We start from the raw sequence: 26368 nt of genomic DNA, 5'->3' as shown, positions 1-26368 counted from the left end.
ATGGCATACTTGAACGGTTGCAGTGACGGCCCCATCGTATAGCGGCCTAGTACGCCGCCCTCTCACGGCGGTAACGCGGGTTCGAATCCCGCTGGGGTCACCGACACGATGAAGGCCCTCCGGCATCCGGAGGGCCTTCATCGCGTTCCGGCGCGGGTTCAGCCCTCCCGCCAGCTGTCATCTGCGAGGTGCGATCCGGCCTGCGGGCCCATCTGCAGCATCCCGCCGTCGACGCTCCAGTCCGCGCCCGTCACATAACTCGCATCCGCTGAGGCGAGGAAGGCGATCACGGCCGCGACCTCCTCGGCCTTGCCCGGTCGCCCGAGCGGCACACCGGGCCGGTGGGTGCGGTCGGCATCGGCGGACGTGCGCCCGCTCGCAGCCGTCGCGATCTCACCGGGCGCCACGGCGTTGGCCGTGATGCCGTGCGCACCGAGCTCCTGCGCCATGGTCTTGATCAGTCCGGACAGCCCGTGCTTCGCCGCGATGTAGGCAGCCAGGCCCACCCGCGGCTGGTGCGCGTGCACACTCGTCACGGCGATGATCCGGCCACCCATGCCCGCGGCGACCATGCGCCGCGCGGCGGCCTGCATCCCTGCGAAGGCCCCGTCGAGGTTCAACGCTACCGTCCCTCGCCATTCGCTCAGCGGCACGTCGAGGAACGGACGGGGCACGCTCGCGCCCGCGTTGTTCACGAACACGTCGAGCCCGCCCAGGCGTTCCGCGAGAGAGTCGACCACCCCGGCCACGCGGTCGAGGTCGGTCGCATCGAACCGTGCGACCGCGGCGCTGCGCCCTCGCTCGCGCACCGCAGCCGCCGTCCGCTCGGCACCCTCCTCGTCGCTGTGCCAGGTGATGCCGACATCCATCCCGGTGTCGGCGAGGGCGAGGGCGGTGGCGGCGCCGATCCCGGAGTCGGATGCGGTGACGATCGCGTACCGGGGAAGGAAGGTCGTGGCTGTCATGGCCGCACGCTACCCGACGGATGCACGGGCGTGGAAGGGTCTTCTCGGCCGCGCGGCCGCCGGACTCAGTCGGCCGTGCGCCCGCGCCGACGGCGTCGGATGAGCCAGATGACGAGCAGCGCGATCGCGGCGACGCCGAGCCAGGGCAGGAGGAACCCGAGAACGACGACGAATCCGTTCATGCTCGCCACCAGCCCATTCCACCCGGCCAGCAGCCCGTCGCCGAAACCGGCCGGATCCGGGTCGGCCGCGCTCGTCCGCTCGGTCAGCTGAATCGAGATCGTCGACAGGGCGACCTGCTCATCGAGCGTCTCGAGCTGCTGCTCGTAGCTTTCGAGCTGCGCCTGGCGCTCGCTCAGCGCGGATTCTGCGGCGATCAGGTCCGCCACCGAGCCGGACCTGCTCATGAGTTCGGTGAGACGCTCGACCGAGGTGCGGGCTGAGGCGATCCGCGCGCGCAGATCGACGGCGGTCGACGTGACGTCATCTCGCGAGATCGTCGAGCGCAGCACCTCGGCATCCGCGCCCAGGGCGTCCATCACCTCGTTCACATCGGCGGCGGGAATCCGGATGCTGATCCACCCGGTGCCCGCCTCGCGCGGCTGCTCGGGTGCGATGCCGTCCGCGCTCGGATCCAGCCCGAGCGAGGCGGATTCGACGAAGCCGTCGTGCTCGGCGGCCAGAGCGGCGATGTCGCTCGCCGTTCTCGTGACATCGCTCACCCGCAGCGACATCTCGGCCGTGACGATGATCTCCCTCGTGTCGTCCAGAGTCGCGAACGGCAGATCCGCCCCCGTGCCGCCGCTGTCGTCACGCGGCGCCACCGCCCCGCCCGACGCCTCCGATGCGTCGACAGCATCGCCCCCGTACTCCGCCTGCCCGCTGCGGGGGGCGGCGTCGACACCGTCGGCTGCCGGCGCCACCGCTGCCGAATCTCCCGCGCCGCCCGGCGTCAGGGATCCGAGTCCGTTCAGCAGCGGTGGCGCGATGAGCGCGCCGGCGGCGAACGCGGCAGCCACACCGAGAGCCGTGGCCCACCGCCGTCGACGACGATGTCCCTCCGCCGGGGCAGCGAGGGGCGCACGCGGCTCGCGGGCGATCCGATCGAAGATGGTCTGCTCCATATCCGCGATGCTCTCGTCGCTCAGCCGCGGCAGCCCGTTCTGCTCGTTCATGCGTCTCTCACTTCCTTCACCGCGCCGCGAAGTCGCGAACGCACCCGGGAGAGACGGTTGCGAACGGCAGCGTGGCTCACCCCCAGCTGCGCGGCGGCGGCCTCGTAGGCGTAGCCCTCCACCGCGCACAGCTGGAAGATCTCCCGATCGGTGTCGCCGAGTCGCTGAACCTCCGCCGCGATCCGCTCCGCGAGCGACGCCGCGATGACCTGGTCCTCGACGCACACCGTGCCGGGAAGCGTGTCGTCGACGGCATCCGCGGTGTTCATGCTGTCGCGGCGCAGCCGTCGCAGGCGATTCGCCGCCTGAAAGCGGCAGATGGTCGCGAGCCACGGCAGCAGCGACTCGCCGGCCAGCTCGAGGCCGGGCAGCTTGCGCCAGGCGACCACGAACGTCTCCTGCACGACGTCCTCGGCGTCGGAGGGCGAGCCGAGGAGCCCGTGCGCGATCCAGTAGACGGGGCGCACGTGGGCGCGGTAGATGGCTCGGAACGCATCCTGATCACCCGATGCGGCTCGAGCGGCCCACTCGCGGTCCTGCGTGCTGTTCGGCATGCCTCTTCCGTTCGCCGTCGCCTCTCTGAGTGTCTCTCATATGAAGGTGTCGCGGAACAGGCGACCGTCTCAGAATCCGCTACGATCGATTCAGCGAGGGGGAGTATCCCGACATCGCGCGGATCGTCATCACGAGCACCATCAAAGCTGCTCCGGCCGCGTGACGCATGTCACACATGCGGGGAGAGACTTTCGGCATTCACCGCACCCTCCGAAAGGCACCCGTCCTTTGATTCCCGTCTGGTTCGAAGTCACGTCCCTCATCGTGCTCACCGTGATCCTCATCGCGGATCTCCTGCTCATCCTCAAGCGGCCGCACATCCCCTCGACCAAGGAATCCAGCCTCTGGGTGGCGTTCTACGTCGCGCTCGCCCTGATCTTCGCCGGAACGCTGTTCTTCTTCGGTGACACGAAGTCGTCGCTCGACTTCCTCACCGGCTGGGCGATGGAGTACAGCCTCTCGATCGACAACCTGTTCGTCTTCGTGCTGATCATGACGCAGTTCTCGGTGCCGCGTCGCTATCAGCAGGAGGCGCTGATGGTCGGCATCATCATCGCGCTGATCCTGCGCGCGATCTTCATCCTCATCGTCGGCGCCGCCGTCGAGCATCTCAGCCCGATCTTCTACATCTTCGGCGCGTTCCTCGTCTTCACCGCGATCCGTCAGGCCATGCCCGACAAGGAGCAGGAGGACGCGAAGACCGAGAACTTCATCGTCCGTCAGATCCGCCGCGTCATCCCGATCAGCGACGAGTACGACGGACCGAAGCTGCGCACCGTGGTGGGCGGACGCAAGATCTTCACCCCGATGCTCATCGTCTTCGTCTCGCTCGGCGTCACCGATCTGATGTTCGCGGTGGATTCCATCCCGGCCATTTTCGGCGTCACGACCAACCCGTTCATCGTGTTCACCGCGAACCTGTTCGCGCTGATGGGTCTGCGCCAGCTCTACTTCCTGCTCGGCGACCTGCTCGACCGCCTGCGCTACCTGCATTACGGAGTGGCCTTCATCCTCGCGTTCATCGGCGTCAAGCTGATCCTGCACGCCATGCACGAGAACGAGCTGCCGTTCATCAACAACGGGCAGCCGATCGAGTGGGCTCCCGACATCAACAACTGGGTCTCGCTCGGCGTGATCTTCTCCTCGATGGCCGTGGCCACCATCGCCAGCCTGGTCGCATCGCGACGTGACAGGAGAGCAGCCGTCGAGAGCTGAGCTCGACCGGTTCCGCAGTGTGAAACACACCGGAGGGCCACCCGTCGCCGCCGTGTAAACTGACCGTCATGCGGCGGGTGGTTCTTCTTCTTAGCAGCCGCGACGGGACCTCGATCTAAGGCCTTCCTCGTCGCGGAGTCCATCATGGGCCGACTCTTCGAGCCATCTAAGGAACACACCGCATGACCAGCAGCACAGCAGCGCCGCGCACCCTGGCCGAGAAGGTCTGGAACGATCACCTCGTCGTCAAGGGCGAGAACGGCGAGCCCGACCTCATCTACATCGACCTCCACCTGGTGCACGAGGTCACCAGCCCGCAGGCGTTCGACGGGCTGCGCGCCGAGGGGCGCCCGCTTCGCCGGCTCGATCTGACGATCGCGACCGAAGACCACAACACCCCCACCCTCGCGATCGACAAGCCGATCGCCGACCTCACCAGCCGCACGCAGATCGAGACGCTGCGGCGCAACGCGGCGGAGTTCGGCGTGCGACTGCACTCGCTCGGAGACGCCGAGCAGGGCATCGTGCACGTGGTCGGCCCGCAGCTCGGTCTCACGATGCCTGGTATCACGGTGGTCTGCGGTGACTCGCACACCTCCACCCACGGCGCGTTCGGCGCGATGGCGTTCGGCATCGGCACCAGCGAGGTCGAGCACGTCATGGCCACCCAGACACTGCCGCTCAAGCCGTTCAAGACCATGGCCGTCAATGTCGAGGGCACCCTGCGACCCGGCGTCACCGCGAAGGACATCATCCTCGCCGTGATCGCGAAGATCGGCACCGGTGGCGGGCAGGGGTACGTGCTCGAGTACCGCGGCAGCGCCATCCGGGCTCTGTCGATGGAGGGCCGCATGACGATCTGCAACATGTCGATCGAGGCGGGGGCCCGAGCGGGCATGGTCGCCCCCGACGAGACCACGTTCGCATACGTCAAGGACAAGCCGCACGCCCCGCAGGGGCAGGACTGGGACGACGCGGTCGCCTACTGGCGCACGCTGCCGACGGACGAGGGCGCGACCTTCGACGCCGAGGTGTTCATCGACGCCGATCAGCTGGAGCCGTTCGTCACCTGGGGCACCAACCCGGGCCAGGGCAGCTCGCTGTCGTCGTCTGTGCCCGACCCGGCCGCGATCGCCGACGCCAACGAGCGCGCCGCCGCCGAGCGTGCGCTCGAGTACATGGACCTCACCCCCGGCACCCCGCTGAAGGAGGTGAAGGTCGACGCCGTCTTCATGGGCTCCTGCACGAACAGCCGCATCGAGGACCTGCGCGCCTTCGCGTCGATCATCGACGGGAAGAAGAAGGCCGACGGCGTTCGCGTCATGGTCGTTCCCGGCTCCGCACGCGTGCGCCTCGAGGCGGAGGCCGAGGGGATCGACAAGATCGTCGAGGCGTTCGGTGCCGAGTGGCGCTTCGCCGGATGCTCGATGTGCCTGGGCATGAACCCCGACCAGCTCGCCCCGGGGGAGCGCTGTGCGTCGACGTCGAACCGCAACTTCGAGGGACGTCAGGGCAAGGGCGGCCGCACCCACCTCGTCTCGCCGCTGGTCGCCGCCGCGACCGCGATCCGAGGCACGCTGTCGAGCCCCGCAGACCTGGAAGCGAGCATCTGATGGAGAAGTTCACCACCCACACCGGCATCGCCGCTCCGCTGAAGCGCTCGAACGTCGACACCGATCAGATCATCCCGGCGGTGTTCCTCAAGCGGGTCACCAAGACGGGCTTCGAGGACGCCCTGTTCCACGGATGGCGTCAGGATCCGGAGTTCGTGCTCAACCAGGCGCCGTACCAGGGCGCATCCGTGCTGGTCGCCGGGCCCGACTTCGGCACCGGATCCAGCCGCGAGCACGCCGTCTGGGCGCTGCGCGACTTCGGATTCAAGGTCGTGCTGTCGTCGCGCTTCGCCGACATCTTCCGCGGCAACTCGGGCAAGCAGGGCCTGCTCGCCGCGACCGTCGACGACGCCGACATCGAGCGGATCTGGGAGCTGATCGACGAGCAGCCTGGTCGACCGGTCACGGTCGATCTCGAGGCCCGCACGGTGACCGTGCCCGGCGCGACCCCCGCCTCCGAGGCTGTCTTCCAGGCCTCCATCGGGATCGACGATTACACTAGATGGCGGCTCCTCAAAGGGCTCGATGACATCGGGCTCACCCTGCGCAACGAAGACAAGATCGCGCAGTTCGAGGCCCGTCGCGAGTCGTGGCGGCCACGTACCCTTCCAGTCCGATAGGGCGGAACATCGTGGGCCGGGGGCCACAAGCCCTGCGGCATCCGCCGTGAGAGAGAAAGACATCGCGGCGAACGCCGTGATGTCCTGAGGAAGATGAGGCCCGAATGACGACATCGCCGCGAGTTGCTGTAGACGACCGGGTGGCGGCTCCAGCCGGATCCGTCCTCGCGATCCGCGGCGGCAGACCGCTGCGCGGGCGCGTCGACGTCAAGGGAGCCAAGAACCTGGCGACGAAGGCGATGGTCGCGACGCTGCTCGGCGAGACCGCGAGCACGCTGCGCGACGTCCCCGCGCTCAGCGACGTCGCCGTGGTGCGCTCGCTGCTCGAGGTCCACGGCGTCACCGTCACCGAGGGCGACGAGCCGGGATCGCTGATCCTCGACCCGAGCGATGTCGAATCGGCCCACTACGAAGAGATCGATGCGCACGCCGGCGCGTCGCGCATCCCGATCCTGTTCTGCGGCCCGCTGCTGCACCGTCTCGGTCAGGCGTTCATCCCCGACCTCGGCGGATGTCGGATCGGCGACCGGCCCATCGACTTCCATCTCGACGCGCTGCGCAAGTTCGGGGCGGTCGTGGAGAAGCAGCCGAGCGGCATCCGGCTGTCGGCCCCGAACGGTCTGAAGGGTGCGAACATCCACCTGCCGTACCCGAGCGTCGGCGCGACCGAGCAGGTGCTGCTGACGGCCGTGCGCGCGGAGGGCGTGACCGAGCTGCGCAACGCCGCCATCGAGCCCGAGATCATGGACCTCATCGCCGTGCTGCAGAAGATGGGCGCCATCATCTCGTACGAGCCGAACCGTGTGATCCTCATCGAGGGCGTGGAGACCCTGCGCGGCTACGACCACCGCGCGATCTTCGACCGCAACGAGGCCGCGTCGTGGGCGTGCGCCGCGCTGGCCACCGACGGCGAGATCTTCGTCGCCGGCGCCAAGCAGCAGGAGATGCTCACCTTCCTCAACGTCTTCCGCAAGGCCGGCGGGTGGTTCGACGTGCAGGAGGACGGCATCCTCTTCCGCCGTGGCGGCGAGCTCAAGCCCGTCATCGTCGAGACCGACGTGCACCCCGGGTTCATGACCGACTGGCAGCAGCCGCTGATCGTGGCGCTGACCCAGGCGCCGGGGCGCTCGATCGTGCACGAGACGGTCTACGAGAACCGCTTCGGGTTCACTCAGGCGCTGGTGAAGATGGGTGCCGACATCGAGGTGCACCCGCACGGTCTGCAGGACGGACCCCGTCGCGTGCCGCGGCGGGAGCTCGAGCAGGCGGCGGTCATCACCGGCCCCACGCCCCTGCACGCGGCCGACATCGTGGTTCCCGATCTGCGCGGCGGCTACAGCCACGTGATCGCCGCCCTCACGGCGGAAGGCGAGTCGCAGGTCTCGGGAATCGACATCCTGAGCCGCGGCTACGAGAAGTTCCTCGACAAGCTCCGCGCCCTGGGCGCGGACTTCGACGTCGTCCGGTGAGCTGATGGCCGCAACAGAACGCAGCCGTCCCAGTATCTTCTGGCCGCTCGCGGCGATCGTCATCCCGCCCGTGTCGCTGCTGGCGAAGATCACCGTCAGCGGTGCAGAGAAGCTGCCCCGCACGGGCGCCTTCGTGCTGGCGCCGAACCACTACTCCGAGTTCGACCCGTTGATCGTCGCGGTCGCGGTGTACCGCTCCGGGCGTCTGCCGCGGTTCATGGCGAAGGACAGCCTGTTCCGCGTTCCGGTGCTCGGCTGGATCCTGCGGAAGACGGGAATGATCCCCGTCGCCCGCACCTCGTCGGCATCGAGTGCGAAGCAGACGCTCACGCAGTCCCGCGACCTCGTCGAGAACGGCCGCGGCGTCATCGTGTACCCGGAGGGAACGCTCACCCGGGATCCCGAGATGTGGCCGATGCGCGGGAAGTCGGGGGCGGTGCGCCTCGCGCTGACCGGCGACATCCCGCTCATCCCGATGGCCCAATGGGGCACCCAGCAGATCATGGGGCGCTACCAGAAGGGGCTCAGCGTCTGGCCGCCCCGCAGGCCCGTGCGGGTGCTGATCGGCGATCCGGTGGATCTGTCCGACCTGCGCGGCCGCGCAGGCGACCCCGGCGTGCTCAGCATCGCGACCGAGCGTCTGATGGCCGCCATCACCGCCCTGCTCGAGGAGCTGCGCGACGAGAAGGCGCCGGAGAAGCGCTGGAACCCGGGCGATCACGGACAGAAGGAGACGGGGCGTCTTGAGTCATAAGCGCTCGCTGCAGCCGTCCGGGGTCCGCGCAGCCGTCGTGGGCGCCGGCAGCTGGGGCACCACTTTCGGCAAGATCCTCTCCGACGGCGGCGCGCAGGTCACCATGTGGGCGCGTCGGCCCGAGCTCGCGCACGAGATCGCCGAGGCCAAGCGCAACTCGAAGTACCTGCCCGGCATCAACCTGCCCCGCAGCATCGACGCCACGCACGAGCTCGCCCACGCCCTCGACGGCGCCGAGCAGGTGTACCTGTCTGTGCCCAGTCAGACGCTGCGTGAGAACTTGAAGGCGCTGCGTCCGCTGCTCGCCGGCCGGGACATCCCGATCATCAGCCTGATGAAGGGCGTGGAGCGCTCGTCGGGTCTTCGGATGAGCCAGGTGATCGAGCAGGAGCTGCGGTGCGATCCGGATCGGATCGCCGTGGCATCCGGACCCAACCTCGCGCTCGAGATCGCGCGCGAGCAGCCCACCGCCGCCGTGATCGCCTCTCGAAGCCAGGAGACGGCGGATGCCGTGGCGCGCACGGCCCGCAACCGCTACTTCCGGTCGTTCGTGAACACCGACGTGATCGGCACCGAGTTCGGCGGGGTGCTGAAGAACCTCATCGCCGTCGCGATCGGGATCGTCGACGGCGTCGGATACGGCGAGAACACCAAGGCGTCGATCATCACCCGCGGCCTTGTCGAGATGACCGACTTCGCCGTCGCGAACGGGGCCCGCCCAGAGACGCTGCAGGGCCTGGCCGGACTCGGCGACCTCATCGCGACGTGCCAGTCGCCGCTCAGCCGCAACAACACCGCCGGCCGGCTGCTCGGTCAGGGCTACGACTTCCACGACGTCGTGAAGCAGATGAACCAGACAGCCGAAGGCCTGGCATCCGTCGCCCCGATCCTTCAGCTCGCGCACGAGTCAGAAGTGCACATGCCCATCGTCGAGCAGGTGAAGATGGTGCTCGACGGGCGCATGGACCCGCGCGACATCGCACCGCACCTCACCACCGACGACGACACTCCCCAGGAGGAGATGACCAAACATGGACAAGCAGACGGTGGTGGTGCTCTTCGGCGGGCGTTCCAGCGAGCATTCGATCAGTTCCGCCACGGCGGGAGGGGTGCTGGCGGCGATTGACCGCGATCGCTACGACGTGATCCCGGTCGGGATCACGCGCGACGGCGCCTTCGTGCTCGAGCAGGATGATCCCGCGAAGTTCGCCCTCGATGCGCAGAGCATGCCCGAGGTGATCGACAACGGCACCCGGATCCGCTGGCCTGAAGCCGGCGGCGACCGGGTTCTGCGCGTGATCGTTCCCGACGGCTCCGCGGTCGAGCTCGGCGTCGTCGATGTCGTGCTGCCGATCCTGCACGGCACGCACGGCGAGGACGGCACGATCCAGGGCTTCTTCGACATCCTCGAGATCCCCTACGCCGGCGGCGGAGTGCTCGACTCGGCGATGTGCATGGACAAGCACTTCATGAAGGTCGCGCTCGAATCCGACGGCATCGCCGTCTCCCCGTGGGTGACCGTCAGGCAGCGTGCCTGGCGGCAGGACTCGGCGTCGCTGCGCGCGGCGATCGCCGAACTCGGCCTGCCGCTGTTCGTCAAGCCTGCGCGGGCAGGGTCCAGTGTCGGCGTCTCGAAGGTCGAGAGCCTCGGCGAGCTCGATGCGGCTCTCGAGGTGGCCTTCGCGGAGGACGAGAAGGTGCTCGTCGAGACCGGCATCGTCGGCAGGGAGATCGAGGTCGCGATCCTCGAGACCGCGGACGGCGTGCGCGCATCGCTTCCCGGTGAGATCGTGCTCACGTCGCGCGGCTTCTACGACTTCGAGGGCAAGTACCTCGGCGGCGACGGCGTCGACGTCGTCTGCCCGGCGGAGATGTCGGATGCCGAGATCGCGGCCGTGCAGCGGGTCGGCGTGCGCGCGTTCGAGGCCGTCGACGGCAAGGGCCTCGCGCGGGTGGACGTGTTCCTCACCGCCGACGGCGACATCGTCGTGAACGAGCTGAACACCATGCCGGGGTTCACCCCGATCTCGATGTTCCCGAAGTGCTGGATCGCGTCGGGAATGAGCTACGGCGAGCTGATCACCGAGCTGATCGAGGGCGGGCTGCGCCGCTGATCGCGGCGAGGCCTACCCGGGCAGTTCGTCGGGCGCGGTGCAGGCACCGTCGGACTCGATCATCCGCACGCCCGACACGATGCCGGAACTCGTGAGCACGTCGTTGGCGCTGACGATCTCGGTGTCGACGAAGACCTGCACCGCGGGGTTTCGGCCATAGGTGGTCATACGCATCCTGGGTGCGTCGGACTCGTCGACCAGCCAGTCGATGCCCTCCAGCGTGACGCACTGCAGGTCGGCGGTCGGACCGGGCACGGCGACGCCGCAGGTCAGGATGACGCTCGTCCTGCTGTCCTCGCCGTACGCGCCGGTCGCCTGAGCGTCGGTCCAGCGGCGATCCTGCCCGGCGACGCTCTGCGGCAGGCGCACCGTGACTTCCGCGCAGGCGGGGTTGTTCGCGTCCTCGGCCGGCGTGAGGGCGACGGTGCTGGAGCAGCCGGTGAGGGCGAGCATCGCGGCCGCACCGGTGATCAGGGCGAGACGGCGGAGCATGATTCCAGGCTACCGTTGTCGGCATGGCATCCGGTTCCGACGACGACCCGCGCATCGGCGACATCTCGGAGGGGACGGTGCTGCGTGCCATCCTCGCTCGGACCGCGCCGGCCGCGCATGCCGTGCTCGGTCCCGGCGATGACGCGGCGGTGATCGCCGCGCCGTCCGGGTCGGTCGTCGTCAGCGCCGACACTCTGGTCGAGGGGCCCGACTTCCGGCTCGCCTGGTCGAGCGGCTACGACCTGGGCTGGAAGTCCGCGGCCGTCAACCTCTCCGACATCGCCGCGATGGGGGCGGTCCCCACGGCCCTGCTCGTGTCGCTCGCGGTGCCGGCCGACACCCGGCTGTCGTTCGTCGAGGCGATGGCCGACGGCTTCCGCGAGTGCTGCGCTCAGCTCGCTCCTGGATGCTCGGTCGTCGGCGGTGACCTGACCGTGTCCGATCTGCTGGTGATCGCGGTGACGGCGCTGGGGGATCTCGGCGGGCGCTCAGCGGTGACGCGTGCGGGCGCGCGAGCGGGCGATGTCGTCGCTCTCGCAGGGGAGCTGGGTGTGGCTGCCGCGGGTCTCGGGCTGCTGTTCTCCCGCTTCCGCGAGGGCGCGACCCCCGTGCCGTTCGATCGCTCGTCGCTGGATGACGTGCAGCAGCGCGCGGTCGATCGCCAGCTGCGTCCGGTGCCGCCGCTCGCGCTCGGTCCTGCTGCGGCGGATGCCGGCGCCACGGCCATGATGGACCTCTCGGACGGCCTGGCCCTGGACGCCTCCCGTCTGGCGGATGCCTCCGGCGTCACGATCGCACTCAGCGGCGCGGCGCTGGATGCGCTCGCGTTCCACGGTGACCGCGGGCGCGCGCTGGGCGGGGGAGAGGACCACGGCCTGCTGGCCACCTTCGCTCCGGGCCCGCTGCCCGACGGGTTCGCGCAGATCGGCACGGTGACCGCCCGCACGCACGCGCCGGTGCTCGTCGACGGCGAGCCGGTCGTCGAGACCGGATGGGATCCGTACCGGGATTGGGACCACGCGCGCTGAGCCGCAGCACGCGATCCGTCAGGTCCCGTCGACCGCCGGCTGCGCCCACCACACGCGGGTGTCCCCGTAGGTCTTCTCCCTCAGCAGGCTGAGCGCGGCAGCATCGAGGTCGGGCGGTGTCGCGCGCTTGCCGCGCTCGATGACGACCACGGCGTGCTCCGCGAGCAGCGGAGCCAGCGCGACCAGGTCTGCCGTCATCGCGGCATCGTCGAGGTCGTAGGGCGGATCGGTGAACACGAGGTCGAACGGGCCGCGCGCGCGGGACAGGAAGGCGCGCACCGCGCTCTGGTGCACGCGGGCGGCCGGCGGGACGCCCATCGCCTTGGCGACCACGGTCACGTTGCGACCGACGACCGTCGCGGCCGACCGGGAGATCTCGACGAGCTCGACATGCTGCGCTCCGCGGCTCCACGCCTCGAGTCCGAGAGCACCGCTGCCGGCGTACAGGTCGAGTACGCGGGCGCCGTGGATGGCATCCATCGACTCGAGCGCCCCGAACAGCGACTCGCGCACCCGGTCGCTGGTGGGGCGGGTGCCGGCGTCCGGCACGTCGAGCCGCGCGCCGCGCGCGTCGCCGGCGATGATCCTCGTCACCCGATCACGATACGACACGGCCGACGATGTCCGCCGTGCTCCCTAGACTCGAACCATGTCCTTCGAGCTCGACACGCCGTTGACGACCGCCGTCGGGGCGTCCACGGCCAAGACCCTCGAGAAGGCGTTCCGGATGGCGAGCGTCGCCGATCTGCTCGGTCACTATCCGCGGCGGTACGCCGACCGCGGCGAGCTGACGCCCATCCTCGAGCTGCCGATCGGCGAGACCGTCACCATCGTCGGCGAGGTCATCTCGGCCACGGCCCGCGAGATGCGCAATCGACGCGGCGCCATGCTCGAGGTCGTCATCGGCGACGGCGTCGGCCAGATGTCGCTGACGTTCTTCGCGAAGAACCTCGGCCAGGCCGAATGGCGCAGGAAGGAGCTGTCGGTCGGACGCCGCGGCATCTTCTCGGGCAAGGTCGGGATGTTCAAAGACCGGGTGCAGTTCGCGCATCCCGACTACCAGCTCTTCGACGACACCGAGAGCGCCTACCGTCAGGCGGACGCTCTGCAGGACGTCCCCATCCCGATCTACCCGGCGACCTCTGCGATGCAGAGCTGGCAGATCGCGAAGCTGATCGGCGTCGTGCTCGACCAGCTCGGCGATGTGCCCGACCCCCTCTCCGACGACATCCGCACCCGAGAGGGGCTGCTCACCGCCCGGCAGGCGCTCGACGCGATCCACCGCCCTCGTCGCCGAGCCGACATCGACCCCGCCGTGCGCACGCTGCGGATGCACGAGGCGCTCGTGCTGCAGACCGCGCTGCTGCAGCAGCGCATCCAGGTGCGCTCGCTGACCGCGACGCCGCGCGTCGCTCAGCCCGGCGGTCTGCTCGAGCGCTTCGACGCTCACCTGTCTTTCACCCTGACCCCCGACCAGCAGCGCGTCGGTGCGGAGATAGCGGCCGATCTGAGCGCCGACCGGCCGATGAACCGCCTGATCCAGGGCGAGGTGGGCTCGGGCAAGACCCTCGTCGCCCTGCGTGCGATGCTGCAGACGGCCGAATCCGGGGGACAGGCCGCGCTCATCGCCCCCACCGAGGTTCTCGCCGCCCAGCACCTGCGATCGATCACGAAGATGCTCGGCCCCGACATGGCCGCCGAGCTCATCCCCACCCTGCTCACCGGGCAGATGTCGGCGCCGGCACGGCGCAAGGCCGCCCTGCGCGTGGCATCCGGTCAGGCGCTCATCGTGATCGGCACGCACGCGCTGCTCTCCGAGAAGACGACCTTCGCCGACCTGGCTCTCGTCGTCGTCGACGAGCAGCATCGGTTCGGCGTCGAGCAGCGTGAGATGCTGCGCGCGAAGGGCACGGCGCCGCACGCGATCGTGCTGACGGCGACCCCCATCCCGCGCACGGTCGCGATGACCGTGTTCGGCGACCTCGACACCTCGGTCATCCGCTCGATGCCCGCCGGACGCGCCGGCATCACCACGCATGTGGCACCTCTGGCCGAGCATCCGGAGTGGTTCCAGCGGGTGTGGGCGCGTGCTGCGGAGGAGATCGCGGACGGGCGTCAGGTCTTCGCCGTCTGCGCGGCGATCGACACCACCAAGGAGTCTGTCGAGGTCGACGACCAGCCGCCGCCCGACGTCGAGGGCAAGGGCCCTCGGTGGGGGGTGGTGCAGCTCGACGAGCTGCTGGCCACGCATCCGGTGCTGGGGGGCGTGCGGCGTGCGGTGCTGCACGGGAAGATGCCGGCCGAGGAGAAGGATGCCGTGATGCGCGCCGTCGCGCGCGGCGAGATCGACCTGCTCATCGCGACCACGGTGATCGAGGTGGGTGTCGACGTGCCGAACGCCTCCACCATGGTCATCATGGACGCCGATCGATTCGGCGTGTCGCAGCTGCACCAGCTGCGCGGCCGCGTCGGCCGAGGGGAGCACCCCGGGCTCTGCCTGCTCGTCACCGAGGCGGAGGGCGGTTCCCTCGCGCGTGAGCGGGTTGAGGCGGTGGCCGCCACGCTCGACGGCTTCGAGCTGGCGGAGGTCGATCTCGAGCTGCGCGGCGAGGGAGACGTGCTGGGGGCAGCGCAGGCGGGCGTCAAGTCGTCGCTGCGCCTGCTTCGGGTGGTGAAGGATGCCGGGCTCATCGCCTACGCGCGCGACGTCGCCGCCGGCATCCTGGAGGACGACCCCATGCTGGTCGCGCACCCGGGTCTGCGCGTCGCGATCGCCGGCCGCGTGAGCGACGCCGATCGGGCGGCGCTCAGCAAGAACTGAGGGTGCGGTGGCATAGGCTGAGCACGTGCTTGTACTGAGCGAACGGAGTGAGTCGACGTGCCTGTGCTGAGCGAACGGAGTGAGTCGAAGTGAATTCTCGGATCGCCGTCGTTCCCGGATCGTTCGACCCGCCCACGCTCGGGCACCTCGACGTGATCTCGCGGGCTGCGCGTCTCTACGATGAGCTGCACGTGCTGGTCGTGCACAACCCTGGCAAAGAGGCGATGCTGCCGATCGCGCAGCGCCTCAGTCTGCTCGAGCAGTCGATCGGCGAGGCCGGCATCGACGGGCATGTCATCGTGGGGTCGTGGAGCATGGGCCTGCTCGTCGACTACGCGCGCGATGTCGATGCGGGTGTGCTGGTCAAGGGCATCCGATCGCAGGTCGATGTCGCCTACGAGTCGCCGATGGCGATCGTCAACCGTCACCTGGCCGACATCGAGACGGTCTTCCTGCTGCCCGATCCGGCGCACGCGATGGTCTCGAGCTCGCTGGTGCGTCAGGTCGCGGCCCTCGGCGGCGATGTCTCGCCGTTCGTGCCGCCCGTCGTCGCCTCGTTCCTCGACACCGGAGCACGCGGGCTCTGAGCCGTTCGGCCCGCGTCCACGTGGCGGCGGGTAGCATGGCGGGGTGAAATCCCGAGTCAACGGCCCCTTCTTCCTCCCTGTCCGCGACATCGTCCGCAAGCCGGGCGAGATGCGAGAGCACCGCTTCGAAGTGACCCTCCGCGAGAAGTGGGGTGAGGGCATCGTCTCGGTCGAAGCCGGCGAGACGCTCGACCTCGACGTGCGTCTCGAGTCGGTGCACGAGGGGATCCTCGTATCGGGAACGGCCGACGCGGACTACTCCGGAGAGTGCGGCCGGTGCCTCACCGAGATCTCTGCGCCTGTCGAAGTCGAGTTCCAGGAGCTTTTCGCGTATCCTGGTGAGGAAGAAACTGACTTCGAAGTTCAAGACGACCACGTGGATCTTGAAACTCTGGTCAGGGATGCGATCGTGTTGTCGCTTCCATTCCAGCCGGTGTGTCAGCCGGACTGCCCGGGTCTCGACCCGAACACGGGCGAGAGGCTGACCGAGAGCGCCGGTGCAGAGAGCCCTGCTCCCATCGATCCTCGGTGGAGCGCGCTCCGACAGATCACAGACCAGGACGGCGCGGCAGAGAGTCACGCCGCCGAGAAAGAAGAGAGCTAGTCATGGCTGGTAACCCCCCGAAGCGCAAGGTCTCCCGTTCGAACACCCGCTCGCGCCGCGCGCAGTGGAAGGCCGAGGCTCCCGCGCTGGTCAAGACCGTCGAGAACGGCAAGGTCGTCTACAGCCGCCCGCACCAGGCGAAGGTCGTCACCGACTCGCAGGGCACCGAGCTGTTCCTCGAGTACAAGGGCCGCAAGGTCGCAGACATCTGATCGGATCGGTCATGACCGAGATTCTCACGGGGCGTGCCTCGCTGATCGAGAAGCTCGGCGTCGATATCGATCCTGAGCTGCTGGAACGTGCGCTCACGCATCGTTCCTACGCGTACGAGCACGGCGGCATCCCGAACAACGAGCGGCTGGAGTTCCTCGGGGACTCGGTGCTCGGTCTCGCGGTGACCGTCATGCTCTTCACCACGCTTCCCGACCTCGACGAGGGCGAGTTGGCCAAGCGGCGCGCAAGCGTCGTCTCGACCGTCGCCCTCGCCGAGGTCGCTCGGGCTATCGGCCTGGGTGAGCACCTCCGCCTCGGCCGGGGCGAGGAGCAGACCGGTGGTCGCGACAAGGACTCGATCCTCGCCGACACGATGGAAGCCGTCTTCGGGGCGACGTTCCTGTCTGCCGGCCCGGACGCCGCGACCGAGCTGGTGCTGCGGCTGACCGAGCCGCTGCTCGCCGACCCCGAGCGCTACGGCGCGGCGATGGATCCGAAGACGAGCCTGCAGGAGCTGGCCGCCCGTCTCGGATCGCCTCCGCCCGTGTACGCCATCGACTCGGCCGGCCCCGACCACAATCGCGTCTTCACGGCGACCGTGCGGGTCGGCGAGGTGGCATGCGACGGCGTCGGCACGAGCAAGAAGACCGCCGAGATGGCAGCCGCGCTCACGGCGTGGCGACTGCTCAGCGACCGGGTCTGATCCCGCATGCCCGAGCTCCCCGAGGTCGAGGTCGTCCGTCACGGGCTGGCGCCCGCGGTCACCGGAGCGCGCGTGCTCTCGGTCGACGTCTTCGATGAGCGTGCTCTCACCCGGCATCCACGCGACGCCGCCGACTTCGTGGGCCGCCTGGAAGGACGTGAGGTGCGCGCCGCCGCCCGGCGCGGCAAGTTCCTCTGGCTGCCGCTCGACGAGCGTGCGGGGGAGCCCGAGGCCCTCGTCGCGCATCTCGGGATGAGCGGGCAGATGCTGCTGCGCGATCCGGATGCCCCGCTCGAGCGGCACGAGCGCGTGCGACTGCGCGTCGAGCACGCCCGTCATGGCGTGCTCGCCGTCGTCTTCGCCGATCAGCGCACGTTCGGCTCGCTGGCCGTCGACGCGCTGCTGCCCACCCCGGATGCCGCCCCGGGCGGCTACGGCACGGCGGACCCACTCGTGCCCTCGCAGGTGGCTCACATCGCCCGCGATCCGCTCGATCCCGCGTTCGACGAGCGGGACGTCATCACCCGCATCCGCCGCCGATCCAGCGCGATCAAGCGCATCCTGCTCGACCAGTCGCTGGTCAGCGGCATCGGAAACATCTACGCCGACGAGTCGCTGTGGGCGGCACGGATCCACCCTGAGACGCATGGCACGGCCATATCGGTGCAGGCGCTGCGCCGACTGATGGCCGAGGTGCGCCTCGTGCTCGAGAAGGCCCTCGCCGAAGGCGGCACGAGCTTCGACGCGCAGTACGTGAACGTGAACGGCCAGGCGGGGTATTTTGCGCACTCCTTGAACGCCTACGGTCGCGGCGGTAAGCCGTGCCCGCGCTGCGGTGGACACATCCGTCGCGAGGCGTTCATGAACCGCTCGAGTCACTACTGCCCGCGCTGCCAGCGCAGGCGCTGAGCCCGACGGTCACTCCGCCGGACGGTCGATCGTGAACGCCAGGTGCGGCATGTCCACACCGCGGTAGTGCTTGATGAAGCGTCCCCGCACCGTCATGCCCAGCCGGATCGCGACGTTCATCGAGGCGATGTTCGTGTCGCGCACCTGCGCCCACACGCGGTCGGCACCGAGGGCCGTGAAGGCATGGTCACGGCACCCGGCCGCCGCCTCGGTGGCGTACCCCCGCCGCCAGTGCGCGCGATCGAAGAGATAGCCGACCTCGATCACGTCCTCGCCGAGGATGTGCTGCCTGGTCAGTCCGCACTGGCCGATCATCTGTCCGGATTCGCGCAGCACCACCGCCCAGAGCCCGAACCCGTCGTCGCGGTAGCGCTCGCGCATCCGGCTGAGCCATGCCCGCACCATCTGCTCGTCGAACGCGCCTTCGTAGGCGGTCATGGTGTCGCCGTCCTGCAGGATGGCGCGAAGCGCCGGCAGGTCGTCGTCGGTCAGTTCACGCAGGTCGAGACGTCGTGTGCGCAGGATCATCAGGCCAGCTTCTTCTGCCAGGCGCCCGCATACGAGGCGGGCACGAAGCCCATCGCCTCGTTGATGTCGAGCATCGGCCGGTTCTCCTCCGCGTTGAACGTGGTGATCCGCGGCGAGCCCGGGGCGATGCCGCGCCAGCGCAGGATGTTGGCGCACTTCACGATCTGCCCCAGTCGGTGTCCGCGGTGCTCCTTCAGCACCAGCGTGCAATACTGGTGCGTGACGCCCTCCGGATCGGTGCCGGTCACGAGCTCGTTGAACGCGGCGAGCGTTCCGGTCGGCACGTGCTCGACGGCGGCGACCGAGACGGTCTGGCCGCCCTCGACGAACCGTGCGTCGCGCCGCGCGATCCGATCGGCGTCCCAGATCTCCTCGTCCACCTCGAGGTCTCCGCTGGGGGCGTCGGTCGACATGCGCGACAGCGCCCAGGCGTATCCCGCGCGCAGCTCGGGCGGGGTGGGTACGCTCCACTCCACCAGCCGGTACTCGGCGCCGGCGATCGTGAGCGCGTCGGCGAGCATCCTCTCGATCGGCGCCGGATCACCCTGCAGATCGAAAGCGCTGTTGCGCTCCACCTGCTCCAGGGTGAAGCCGTCATCGACGAGCAGCTGTGCGAGCGGGGTGCGCGAAACCCGCCCCCATCCGGTCCTCGGAACCAGCGGCGCGTCGCCGGGGTCGGGGCGGTGCAGCGTCCAGGTCTGGATGACCTTGCGGCCGAGCGCGCGCACCTCCTTCTCCGCAGCGGAGAGCAGAGCCCGCTCGATGCCGCGCCCCCAGTTCGCGGGCATGACCATCAGGTCGATCTCGGCGCTCGTGGGCTCGGCGGTGGCGTGGGTGACGGTCACCGCGCCGACGATCTCGCCGTTCTCGCGGGCGAGCAGCGTCCGCTGCACGTAGTCGGTCGTCGCACGCCAGTGCGGCAGCATCTCCTCCGCAGTGGTATCCAGGTCGTGCAATCCCGTGTCGCTGAGGCAGATGGCGTTGTTCAGCCCGACGAAGGTGTGGAAGTCCGCCGCGTCGGGAGCGTCCAGCGCCTCCGGAACGGTCAGTGCGGTGATGGACAGTGCGGGTGTGCCGGTCGGCGTCGTCATGCTCATGCGAGGTCCTTTCTCCAGGCGCCCTCGTAGGCGATCGGGGCGAAGCCGATGGCTTCGTTGATGGAGAGCATCGGCCGGTTCTCCTCGGCGTTCCATGTGGTGACTCGGGGCGAGAGCGGATGTCGGTCGCGCCAGGCGAGCAGGCCAGCCGTCTTCACAAGCGTCCCGAGTCGGTGTCCGCGATGCTCGGCGAGCACGAGGGTGTCGAACTGGTGCGTGCCCGCAGAGTCGTCCTGCCCGATGGCGAGCTCGTTGAATGCGCAGAGCTCCCCGGTGGCGACGTGCTGCGCCGCGGTGACGAGAAGCGTCCAGCCGCGCTGCGTCAGTCGCGACTCCTCTCGGCGCAGGCGATCGGCGTCCCAGATCTCCTCCGGCATGCCGAGCTGCGCATCGGGCACGTCGGTCGACATGCGCGACTTCATCCAGGCGTAGCCGTCGACATACTCGTCCGGTGTCGGCATCGCCCACTGCACGACGCGGTAGGCAGTGGCGTGCGCCGCGGCACCGTCGCGCAGATCGCCCAGGCGCTTCGCGGTGCTCTCGTCCCAGATCAGTGCGCTCCCGCGTTCGACCTGCTCCAGCCGGAAGCCGGTGCGCTGCAGGAAGCGCGCGGTGTGATCGAGGGGAGCAGACCCGGCACCGGTCGGCGAGTCGATCCTCGGCAGCGGCGCCGCCTCGTCGTGGTGCTCCGACCAGTTGAGCAGCTTGCGCACCCCCGCATCGCGTGCCGCCTGCTCGATCACAGCGTATGCGGCCGGTCCGATACCGCGGCCCCGTGCGCGGCGGAGCAGAGCGACGGTCACGAATCCGGTCTCACCGCCGTCGTCGCGCAGGATGTCGAGCGCGCAGCGCCCGACAGCGTCGCCGTCGAGTTCGATCGTCCAGTGACGTCGGTCGCGGTCGGGAGTGGGGGAGAGCGTCGAGAGCAGTTCGGACGCGGTGAGGCAGTCGTCATCGCGACCGGTGGTCTCGATGAGCAGCTCGTTGCGCACGGCTGCGTAGGCACGCACTGCGGGGGACGGCCCCGCGTCCGCTCGGGCGGAGAGCTCGAGCGGACGCAGGGTCGCACCGGCGGGAAGGGAGATGCTCATCATCGGCCTTTCAGAGGATGTTGCGCTGCAGGCCCCAGACCAGCAGGTTGATCGCCCCGGTCTCGCGGATCGGCCGGCGGTCGAGATCCGGGATCGCGGAGGGGGCGGTCGCACGGACCCGAGTGCTGCGCCGCAGCAGCCAGAGTCCGATTCGGAAGGAGAGCCGGTCGGCCGCCGTCAGGCGCTGCAGACCGTCTCGGTCGGGGATGCTGATGGTCTGACGACCCTCGGTATCCGGTGGGTGGATGGATGTGGACAGCTGCCGGTGATCGGTCAGCAGAACGGTGCTCACGATGTGTGCGCTTTCTGTGGTGATGGCTGGGCGAAGCCACCGCCGTTGCCGGCGGAGTCGGCGCCCGGGGGCGCAGCATCGCAACGGACCGGCCGACACGCGGTTCGACCGAGACGTCAGGATGCTGACGGGCGTGGCCCGCGATGCGGGCGGGCGTCGGCTGCCGGGAAGGCGGCGACGGCGATCATCGATCAGACGCACAGAGGCGTCAGAGAGATCGGGAGAGGCGGGGTGGTTCTAGCCCTGAGAACGGGCGAAGGTCACCGACACGGCGGCGCGTGGCGCACGCATCGGCGACGTGGTGAAGAACCATGCGTCGTTGTTGTTCGTGATCATCGGTGACCTCCTCTCTTGTGATCGGAGGACACGCTAGTGAAGTTTCACAGCCCGCGTCAAGCATTTCCTTTCGACGCGGCGTGTCGCGATCGGCGCCGGCGGCGTCAGAACCCGGCGAGAACGGCGCGGAATCCGCGTCGTTCCGGTCGATCTCCGGTAGCGTCTCACCCGTGAACCCCCTGACCCCGAAGGCGCCGTCATGCATCTGAAGAGCCTGACGCTCAAGGGCTTCAAATCGTTCGCGCAGCCCACGTCCTTCGTGTTCGAGCCCGGGGTGACGTGCATCGTCGGCCCGAACGGGTCGGGCAAGTCGAACGTCGTCGACGCGCTCGCCTGGGTGATGGGCGAGCAGGGCGCGAAGACGCTGCGCGGCGGGAAGATGGAGGACGTCATCTTCGCCGGCACCTCGACCCGTGGCCCTCTCGGCCGCGCGGAGGTGCAGCTGACAATCGACAACAGCGACGGTGCTCTGCCCATCGACTACGCCGAGGTGACGATCAGCCGCACGCTGTTCCGCAACGGCTCGAGCGAGTACGCCATCAACGGCTCGAGCTGCCGGCTGCTCGACGTGCAGGAGCTGCTCAGCGATTCGGGTCTCGGCCGCGAGATGCACGTCATCGTCGGCCAGGGGCGCCTGGACACCGTGCTGCAGGCATCGCCCGAAGACCGCCGAGGCTTCATCGAGGAGGCTGCCGGCATCCTCAAGCACCGTCGCCGCAAGGAGAAGACGGTGCGCAAGCTCGACGCGATGGAGACGAATCTCACGCGGCTCAGCGATCTCGCCGGCGAGATCCGTCGACAGCTCAAGCCACTGGGACGGCAGGCCGAGATCGCGCGCGAGGCGCAGACGATCGCGGCGGTGGTGCGCGATGCCAAGGCTCGGCTGTTCGCCGACGACGTGGTCGCGCTGCGCACGGCCCTCGCCGATCACACCCGCACCGAACACGAGCGGCACACCGAGCGACTCGTGCTCTCCGAGCAGGCGGAGGGCGTGCGTGCGGGCATCCAGCGCCTCGAGCAGCAGCAGAACTCCGCCGCCGTCGACCGCGCGCGCAGCATCGCGTTCGCTCTGGAACAGGCCCAGGAGCGGATGCGCAGCCTCTACACGCTCGCCAACCAGCGTCTCGCGCTGCTCGGCAGCGAAGACGATGACGCGGTCACCGCGATCACCGTCACCCAGGACGCCATCGACGAGGCATCCGACGAGATCACGCGCATCTCGGAAGGGCTCGGCGACGCGCAGGACGCCGCAGTGGCCGCGAGCCGGGAGGTCGTGAACGCCCGAGCCGAGCTCGACACCCTCGACGTCGACATCGCCGAGCAGAGCGCGCTGGTGTCGCAGTACGACATGCGACTGAACACGCTGCGCGGCAACGCCGACGCGGCGGCATCCGCCCTCGCCGCCGTGCGCGGCGCCGTGCTGCGCCAGGAGCAGGCCCTGGAGGCTGCGCACCAGCGTCGCCGCGAGGCGGCCGAATCCCTCGAGGCGATCGACGACGCGCACGCTCCCGAGGGCTCCGCGGCGGAGTACGCCGCCGCCTACGACCTGGCGCAGAAGGAGCTCACCGCCGCGGAGTCCGAGCGTGACGCGCTGCGGGAGCGGCTGCATGAGGCCGAACGTGAAGCCGACGCCCTGACGGCGAAGGCCGCGGCGCTCACCAGCGCGCTGTCGCTCTCGGGCGGAGCAGCCGAGATCGTCGCATCCGGAGCCCCAGGGGTGCGCGGGCTGGTCGGAGACTCCGTGCAGGTCCGCCCGGGTTTCGAGGGCGCCATCGCCGCCGTGCTCGGCCCTCTCGCAGAAGGCGTGCTGGTCGACGCCGCCGACGACGCGTTCGCGCTCGTGGCTGAGGGTGCTCGCGGCACCGTGGATCTGGTGATCGCCGAGGGCACGGTCGCCTCGGACGTCGCCATGCCGAGCCATCACGGAGCCGTCCGCGCGGGCGAGGTCGTGGATGCGCCGCACGGGGTGCGGTCGCTGCTCGCGACGGTGCTGATCGCCGACGATCTCGAGGCCGCGCGCACGGTTCGCCGCGCTCTCGATGCGATCGGCGATGACCGCACCACGATCGTCACCAGGACCGGGGAGGTGGTCACCGCCCACACCCTCCGTGCCGGGTCCGGCGAGACATCGCGCCTGGAGCTGATGGCGGAGCGTGACGCGGCGAGCGATCGTCTGGCCGAGGTGCGCACCGTCGTCGACGCGCTGCGCGCGGGCCGGGTCGACGCCACCGACCGTGTGGAGACGGCGCGGCGAGCCGCGAAGGATGCCCTGCGCGCCCTGCGTGAGCACGACGCCGCGCTGGCGAACCATGCCGAGCGGGTCAACCGCGTCACCGTGCAGCACGAGGCCGCGGTGGCCGAGTGCGACAGGCTCGAATCGAGTCTTGCCCAGGCGCAGTCCGCTGTCGCTGACGCTGAGCAGAAGGCCGCGGCGGCCAAGAACGAGCTGCAGTCCGCCGAGTCGGAGCCGCGCCCGGTGCTCGATGCCTCCGCCCGAGACGGTCTTCTCGACGCGCTGGAGTCGGCACGCGAGGGCGAGGTTCGTGCTCGTCTCGAGATCGAGACCCTGCGCGAGCGCGTGCGGGCGGCTCAGGCGCGAGTGGTCGCTCTCGAGCGTCAGCGCGAGCAGGAGCGGGATGCCGCGGCTGAGGCCGCGCGTCGGGCCGTGATCCGTCGCGCTCAGCGCGCGGCCGCGTCCGCCGTCGCGGAGGAGCTGCCCCGCGTGCTGGACTCGATCGACCGATCGGTGAGCGAGGCGCGCGTCGCCCTCGCCGCAGCCGAGGCCGAGCGCTCGGCGCACAACGAGGAGCTCGTGGGTCTGCGCACGCAGGAGAGCTCGCTGCGGGATCGCCTCGCCAGCCTCACCGAGAGCGTGCACGGGCTCGAGCTGCAGATCCACGAGAAGAAGCTGCACCTCGGCAGCCTCCTCGATCGGGTGGCGTCGGAGCTCGCGCTCGACGAGGACATCCTCGTCGCGGAGTACGGTCCGGATCAGCTGATTCCCCGCGATCCCGGTGCGGAGCCGGACGAGGACGACGACAGGGGCACGCCGTTCGACCGGCGTGTGCAGGAGAGGCGTCTGAAGGACGCCGAGCGCAAGCTCGCCCAGCTCGGGCGCGTGAACCCGCTGGCCCTCGAGGAGTTCGCCGCGCTCGAGCAGCGGCACGCCTTCCTGACCGAGCAGCTCGCCGACCTGACCAAGACGCGCCAGGATCTGCTCACGATCATCGCCGAGCTCGACGAGCGCATGCAGACGATCTTCGCCTCGGCGTTCGAGGACACCAGGCAGGCATTCGGCGAAGTGTTCCCGCTGCTGTTCCCCGGCGGCTCTGGCAGCATCTCGCTCACGAACCCCGACGACATGCTGAGCACGGGCATCGAGGTCTCCGTGCGTCCGGTCGGCAAGAAGATCGAGCGGCTCTCGCTGCTCTCGGGCGGCGAGCGGTCGCTGGCTGCAGTCGCGCTGCTCGTCGCGATCTTCAAGGCGCGACCCAGCCCGTTCTACATCCTCGACGAGGTCGAGGCCGCACTCGACGACGCCAACCTCGGTCGACTGCTCACGGTCTTCGAGCAGCTGCGCGAGAGCTCCCAGCTGCTGGTGATCACGCATCAGAAGCGCACGATGGAGATCGCCGACGCCCTGTACGGCGTGTCCATGCGCCAGGACGGCGTCTCGGCCGTGGTCGGACAGCGCGTAGGCGACCGCACGGCGGCATCCGCCTGATCCGGCCGGGCGCCGCGAGCACCTAGGCTGGAGACATGGCGGAGAAGTCCTGGTCCCTCGGTCGCGCGCTGCGCGGCATGTTCGTCAAGCCCACGATCGATGAGACCACGTGGGAAGACCTCGAGACCGCGCTGATCACGGCCGACTTCGGACCCGACATCACCGAGCAGCTGCTCGACGAGCTGCACGCCAAGGTCGACCGCTACCGCACCACCGACCCGCGCGACCTGCAGCGCATGCTGCGTGAGACGCTGGAAGAGCGCTTCGCCAAGTTCGACACCACCCTGAAGCTCACCGAGCGCCCCGCGGTCGTGCTCGTCGTCGGCGTCAACGGCGTCGGGAAGACCACGACGATCGGCAAGTTCACGAAGTTCCTGCGCGGGTTCGAGCGCAGTGTCGTGGTCGGCGCCGCTGACACGTTCCGCGCGGCCGCCGTCGAGCAGCTCGCGACCTGGGCGCAGCGCGGGGGAGCGGCCATCGTCCGCCCGCAGCACGAGGGCCAGGACCCGGCATCCGTCGCCTTCCAGACGGTCGAGTACGCCAAGAACCAGGGCATCGAGATCGCGATCATCGACACCGCCGGGCGCCTGCACACCAAGAGCGGTCTGATGGACGAGCTGTCGAAGGTGCGCCGCGTCATCGAGAAGCAGGCGCCGATCAGCGAGGTGCTGCTCGTGCTCGACGCGACGACCGGCCAGAACGGCGTGATGCAGGCCGAGTCGTTCCTGCAGCACGCCGGTGTCACCGGGCTGGTCATCACCAAGCTCGACGGCTCGGCCAAGGGCGGTTTCGTGCTGGCCGTGCAGGAGCGCACGGGCATCCCCGTGAAGCTTCTCGGCCAGGGCGAGGGGATCGACGATCTGACCGGTTTCACGCCGCACGTGTTCGTGTCGTCGCTGGTCGGCGCATGAGACGACCTGGGACTACCGCCGCAGCGGAGAGGCTGGTTTCATAGCGATATGGCGATCGAACACGACTACTTCGGGGTTCTCTCCTCGGGCCCCGACGGCGCCATCTTCTGGACCGAGCGGGTCGACTTCGGCGACCAGTCGGTCACCGTCGACCTCACCGCGCCGGATCAGGACGACGTGTCGATGGCAGCGCTGGACGTCGCGGCGGCGCTGATCGCCGGCATCGAGGATCTGGATGCCACGGTGCGCGGCGCCATGCTCACCGAGGTCGACGATCGCACCAGCGAGGTGACCGAGTACATCCTGCAGCAGCAGGAGGCGTTCGGCGAGGACCTCGAGGACGTGCTGGTCGACGTCAGCGGTGACGCCGCCGTCGACATCATCCGGTCGCTGCGGCTGTCGAGCATGACGATCCTCGCCGACGAGCACGGCGGATCGGAGCCGTTCGCGGTGCTCGAGTACGCGCTCGACGCCGACGAGACCGACGAGGTGCTGCTGGTGAACCTCGCATCCGACGGCTCGGTGCAGTCGGTCACCAGCGCGGACTGATCC

The 26368-nt window shown here is 69.4% G+C and carries 26 protein-coding genes and 1 tRNA gene; 18 read left to right on the top strand and 9 right to left on the bottom strand.

Going from position 1 to position 26368, the window contains the following annotated elements:
• Positions 1-27: 27 nt before the first annotated feature.
• Positions 28-100 (top strand) — tRNA-Glu (locus AB0O65_RS07960).
• A gap of 58 nt (positions 101-158) precedes the next feature.
• Here AB0O65_RS07960 and AB0O65_RS07955 read toward each other — a convergent pair.
• From AB0O65_RS07955 to AB0O65_RS07945, 3 genes are all read right to left on the bottom strand, one after another.
• Positions 159-965 (bottom strand): SDR family oxidoreductase, encoded by an 807-nt coding sequence (locus tag AB0O65_RS07955; protein WP_071642829.1) that lies wholly within the window; start codon positions 963-965, stop codon positions 159-161.
• Between the two features lie 65 nt (positions 966-1030).
• A complete protein-coding gene (locus AB0O65_RS07950) occupies positions 1031-2140 on the bottom strand; it encodes a DUF4349 domain-containing protein (RefSeq protein ID WP_191711701.1) in 1110 nt (369 codons plus the stop codon).
• Positions 2137-2694, bottom strand: coding sequence for a sigma-70 family RNA polymerase sigma factor (locus AB0O65_RS07945; protein WP_071644350.1), 558 nt, complete (start codon positions 2692-2694; stop codon positions 2137-2139). The genes AB0O65_RS07950 and AB0O65_RS07945 overlap by 4 nt, the downstream gene beginning before the upstream one ends.
• 229 nt (positions 2695-2923) lie before the next feature.
• On the opposite strand from AB0O65_RS07945, the gene AB0O65_RS07940 reads away from it, so the two are divergent.
• The 7 genes from AB0O65_RS07940 to AB0O65_RS07910 all read left to right on the top strand — a co-directional run bounded on the left by AB0O65_RS07940 (position 2924) and on the right by AB0O65_RS07910 (position 10480).
• Complete coding sequence (locus AB0O65_RS07940; RefSeq protein WP_071644352.1) at positions 2924-3910, top strand: TerC/Alx family metal homeostasis membrane protein; 987 nt, start codon at positions 2924-2926, stop codon at positions 3908-3910.
• A 182-nt stretch (positions 3911-4092) separates the two neighbouring features.
• Entirely contained in the window at positions 4093-5523 is a 1431-nt protein-coding gene (gene leuC, locus AB0O65_RS07935) for a 3-isopropylmalate dehydratase large subunit (RefSeq protein ID WP_071644354.1), read from the top strand.
• Complete coding sequence (leuD, locus tag AB0O65_RS07930) at positions 5523-6143, top strand: 3-isopropylmalate dehydratase small subunit (RefSeq protein WP_363383968.1); 621 nt, start codon at positions 5523-5525, stop codon at positions 6141-6143. The genes leuC and leuD overlap by 1 nt, the downstream gene beginning before the upstream one ends.
• A gap of 104 nt (positions 6144-6247) precedes the next feature.
• Entirely contained in the window at positions 6248-7612 is a 1365-nt protein-coding gene (murA, locus tag AB0O65_RS07925; RefSeq protein ID WP_071644358.1) for a UDP-N-acetylglucosamine 1-carboxyvinyltransferase, read from the top strand.
• Positions 7613-7616: 4 nt separating this feature from the next.
• Positions 7617-8366, top strand: coding sequence for a lysophospholipid acyltransferase family protein (locus AB0O65_RS07920; RefSeq protein ID WP_071644360.1), 750 nt, complete (start codon positions 7617-7619; stop codon positions 8364-8366).
• Entirely contained in the window at positions 8356-9492 is a 1137-nt protein-coding gene (locus AB0O65_RS07915) for an NAD(P)H-dependent glycerol-3-phosphate dehydrogenase (RefSeq protein ID WP_363383965.1), read from the top strand. Before AB0O65_RS07920 ends, AB0O65_RS07915 begins: the two co-directional genes overlap by 11 nt.
• Positions 9398-10480, top strand: a complete 1083-nt coding sequence (locus AB0O65_RS07910; RefSeq protein ID WP_191711698.1) for a D-alanine--D-alanine ligase family protein — start codon at positions 9398-9400, stop codon at positions 10478-10480. Before AB0O65_RS07915 ends, AB0O65_RS07910 begins: the two co-directional genes overlap by 95 nt.
• A gap of 12 nt (positions 10481-10492) precedes the next feature.
• On the opposite strand, the gene AB0O65_RS07905 is transcribed toward AB0O65_RS07910, so the two are convergent.
• Complete coding sequence (locus tag AB0O65_RS07905; RefSeq protein WP_363383963.1) at positions 10493-10972, bottom strand: DUF3515 family protein; 480 nt, start codon at positions 10970-10972, stop codon at positions 10493-10495.
• 23 nt (positions 10973-10995) lie between these two features.
• On the opposite strand from AB0O65_RS07905, the gene thiL reads away from it, so the two are divergent.
• Complete coding sequence (thiL, locus tag AB0O65_RS07900; protein ID WP_363383961.1) at positions 10996-12000, top strand: thiamine-phosphate kinase; 1005 nt, start codon at positions 10996-10998, stop codon at positions 11998-12000.
• Between the two features lie 18 nt (positions 12001-12018).
• Here the strand turns inward: thiL and rsmD are convergent, their stop codons facing one another.
• Positions 12019-12594 (bottom strand): 16S rRNA (guanine(966)-N(2))-methyltransferase RsmD, encoded by a 576-nt coding sequence (gene rsmD, locus AB0O65_RS07895; protein WP_191711695.1) that lies wholly within the window; start codon positions 12592-12594, stop codon positions 12019-12021.
• A gap of 55 nt (positions 12595-12649) precedes the next feature.
• On the opposite strand from rsmD, the gene AB0O65_RS07890 reads away from it, so the two are divergent.
• The 6 genes from AB0O65_RS07890 to mutM all read left to right on the top strand — a co-directional run bounded on the left by AB0O65_RS07890 (position 12650) and on the right by mutM (position 17837).
• On the top strand, positions 12650-14821 hold the full coding sequence (locus AB0O65_RS07890; RefSeq protein ID WP_363383959.1) for an ATP-dependent DNA helicase RecG: 2172 nt from the start codon (positions 12650-12652) through the stop codon (positions 14819-14821).
• Positions 14822-14910: 89 nt separating this feature from the next.
• Positions 14911-15408 carry a pantetheine-phosphate adenylyltransferase gene (gene coaD / locus AB0O65_RS07885; protein WP_191711693.1) on the top strand — a complete coding sequence of 166 codons (498 nt, stop codon included), beginning with the start codon at positions 14911-14913 and terminating at the stop codon, positions 15406-15408.
• Positions 15409-15517: 109 nt separating this feature from the next.
• A complete protein-coding gene (locus AB0O65_RS07880; RefSeq protein ID WP_191712871.1) occupies positions 15518-16012 on the top strand; it encodes a DUF177 domain-containing protein in 495 nt (164 codons plus the stop codon).
• A 2-nt stretch (positions 16013-16014) separates the two neighbouring features.
• Complete coding sequence (rpmF, locus tag AB0O65_RS07875) at positions 16015-16224, top strand: 50S ribosomal protein L32 (protein WP_040165203.1); 210 nt, start codon at positions 16015-16017, stop codon at positions 16222-16224.
• An 11-nt stretch (positions 16225-16235) separates the two neighbouring features.
• A complete protein-coding gene (rnc, locus tag AB0O65_RS07870) occupies positions 16236-16928 on the top strand; it encodes a ribonuclease III (protein WP_313480844.1) in 693 nt (230 codons plus the stop codon).
• Between the two features lie 6 nt (positions 16929-16934).
• Positions 16935-17837, top strand: a complete 903-nt coding sequence (gene mutM, locus AB0O65_RS07865; protein ID WP_313480846.1) for a bifunctional DNA-formamidopyrimidine glycosylase/DNA-(apurinic or apyrimidinic site) lyase — start codon at positions 16935-16937, stop codon at positions 17835-17837.
• 9 nt (positions 17838-17846) lie between these two features.
• Here mutM and AB0O65_RS07860 read toward each other — a convergent pair whose 3' ends face one another.
• The 4 genes from AB0O65_RS07860 to AB0O65_RS07845 are packed head-to-tail and all read right to left on the bottom strand — an operon-like array spanning position 17847 to position 20845.
• Complete coding sequence (locus AB0O65_RS07860) at positions 17847-18365, bottom strand: GNAT family N-acetyltransferase (protein ID WP_313480848.1); 519 nt, start codon at positions 18363-18365, stop codon at positions 17847-17849.
• Positions 18365-19462, bottom strand: coding sequence for a GNAT family N-acetyltransferase (locus tag AB0O65_RS07855; protein WP_363383956.1), 1098 nt, complete (start codon positions 19460-19462; stop codon positions 18365-18367). The genes AB0O65_RS07860 and AB0O65_RS07855 overlap by 1 nt, the downstream gene beginning before the upstream one ends.
• The gene (locus AB0O65_RS07850) at positions 19459-20553 is read right to left on the bottom strand and encodes a GNAT family N-acetyltransferase (protein WP_363383954.1); all 1095 of its coding nucleotides are present in this window, start codon (positions 20551-20553) and stop codon (positions 19459-19461) included. The genes AB0O65_RS07855 and AB0O65_RS07850 overlap by 4 nt, the downstream gene beginning before the upstream one ends.
• A 10-nt stretch (positions 20554-20563) precedes the next feature.
• Positions 20564-20845, bottom strand: coding sequence for a hypothetical protein (locus tag AB0O65_RS07845; protein WP_363383952.1), 282 nt, complete (start codon positions 20843-20845; stop codon positions 20564-20566).
• Positions 20846-21380: 535 nt separating this feature from the next.
• On the opposite strand from AB0O65_RS07845, the gene smc reads away from it, so the two are divergent.
• From smc to AB0O65_RS07830, 3 genes are read left to right on the top strand one after another with little or no spacing between them, the layout of a single operon-like run.
• Entirely contained in the window at positions 21381-24905 is a 3525-nt protein-coding gene (gene smc, locus AB0O65_RS07840) for a chromosome segregation protein SMC (RefSeq protein ID WP_363383950.1), read from the top strand.
• 35 nt (positions 24906-24940) lie between these two features.
• A complete protein-coding gene (gene ftsY, locus AB0O65_RS07835; protein ID WP_363383948.1) occupies positions 24941-25816 on the top strand; it encodes a signal recognition particle-docking protein FtsY in 876 nt (291 codons plus the stop codon).
• A gap of 48 nt (positions 25817-25864) precedes the next feature.
• Positions 25865-26365 carry a DUF2004 domain-containing protein gene (locus AB0O65_RS07830; protein ID WP_071644704.1) on the top strand — a complete coding sequence of 167 codons (501 nt, stop codon included), beginning with the start codon at positions 25865-25867 and terminating at the stop codon, positions 26363-26365.
• The last annotated feature ends 3 nt before the right edge of the window (positions 26366-26368 follow it).

The organism is Microbacterium sp. NPDC077391, from assembly GCF_040686955.1.
GTDB lineage: Bacteria > Actinomycetota > Actinomycetes > Actinomycetales > Microbacteriaceae > Microbacterium > Microbacterium commune.
This window is presented reverse-complemented; position numbering and strand designations above follow the sequence as displayed.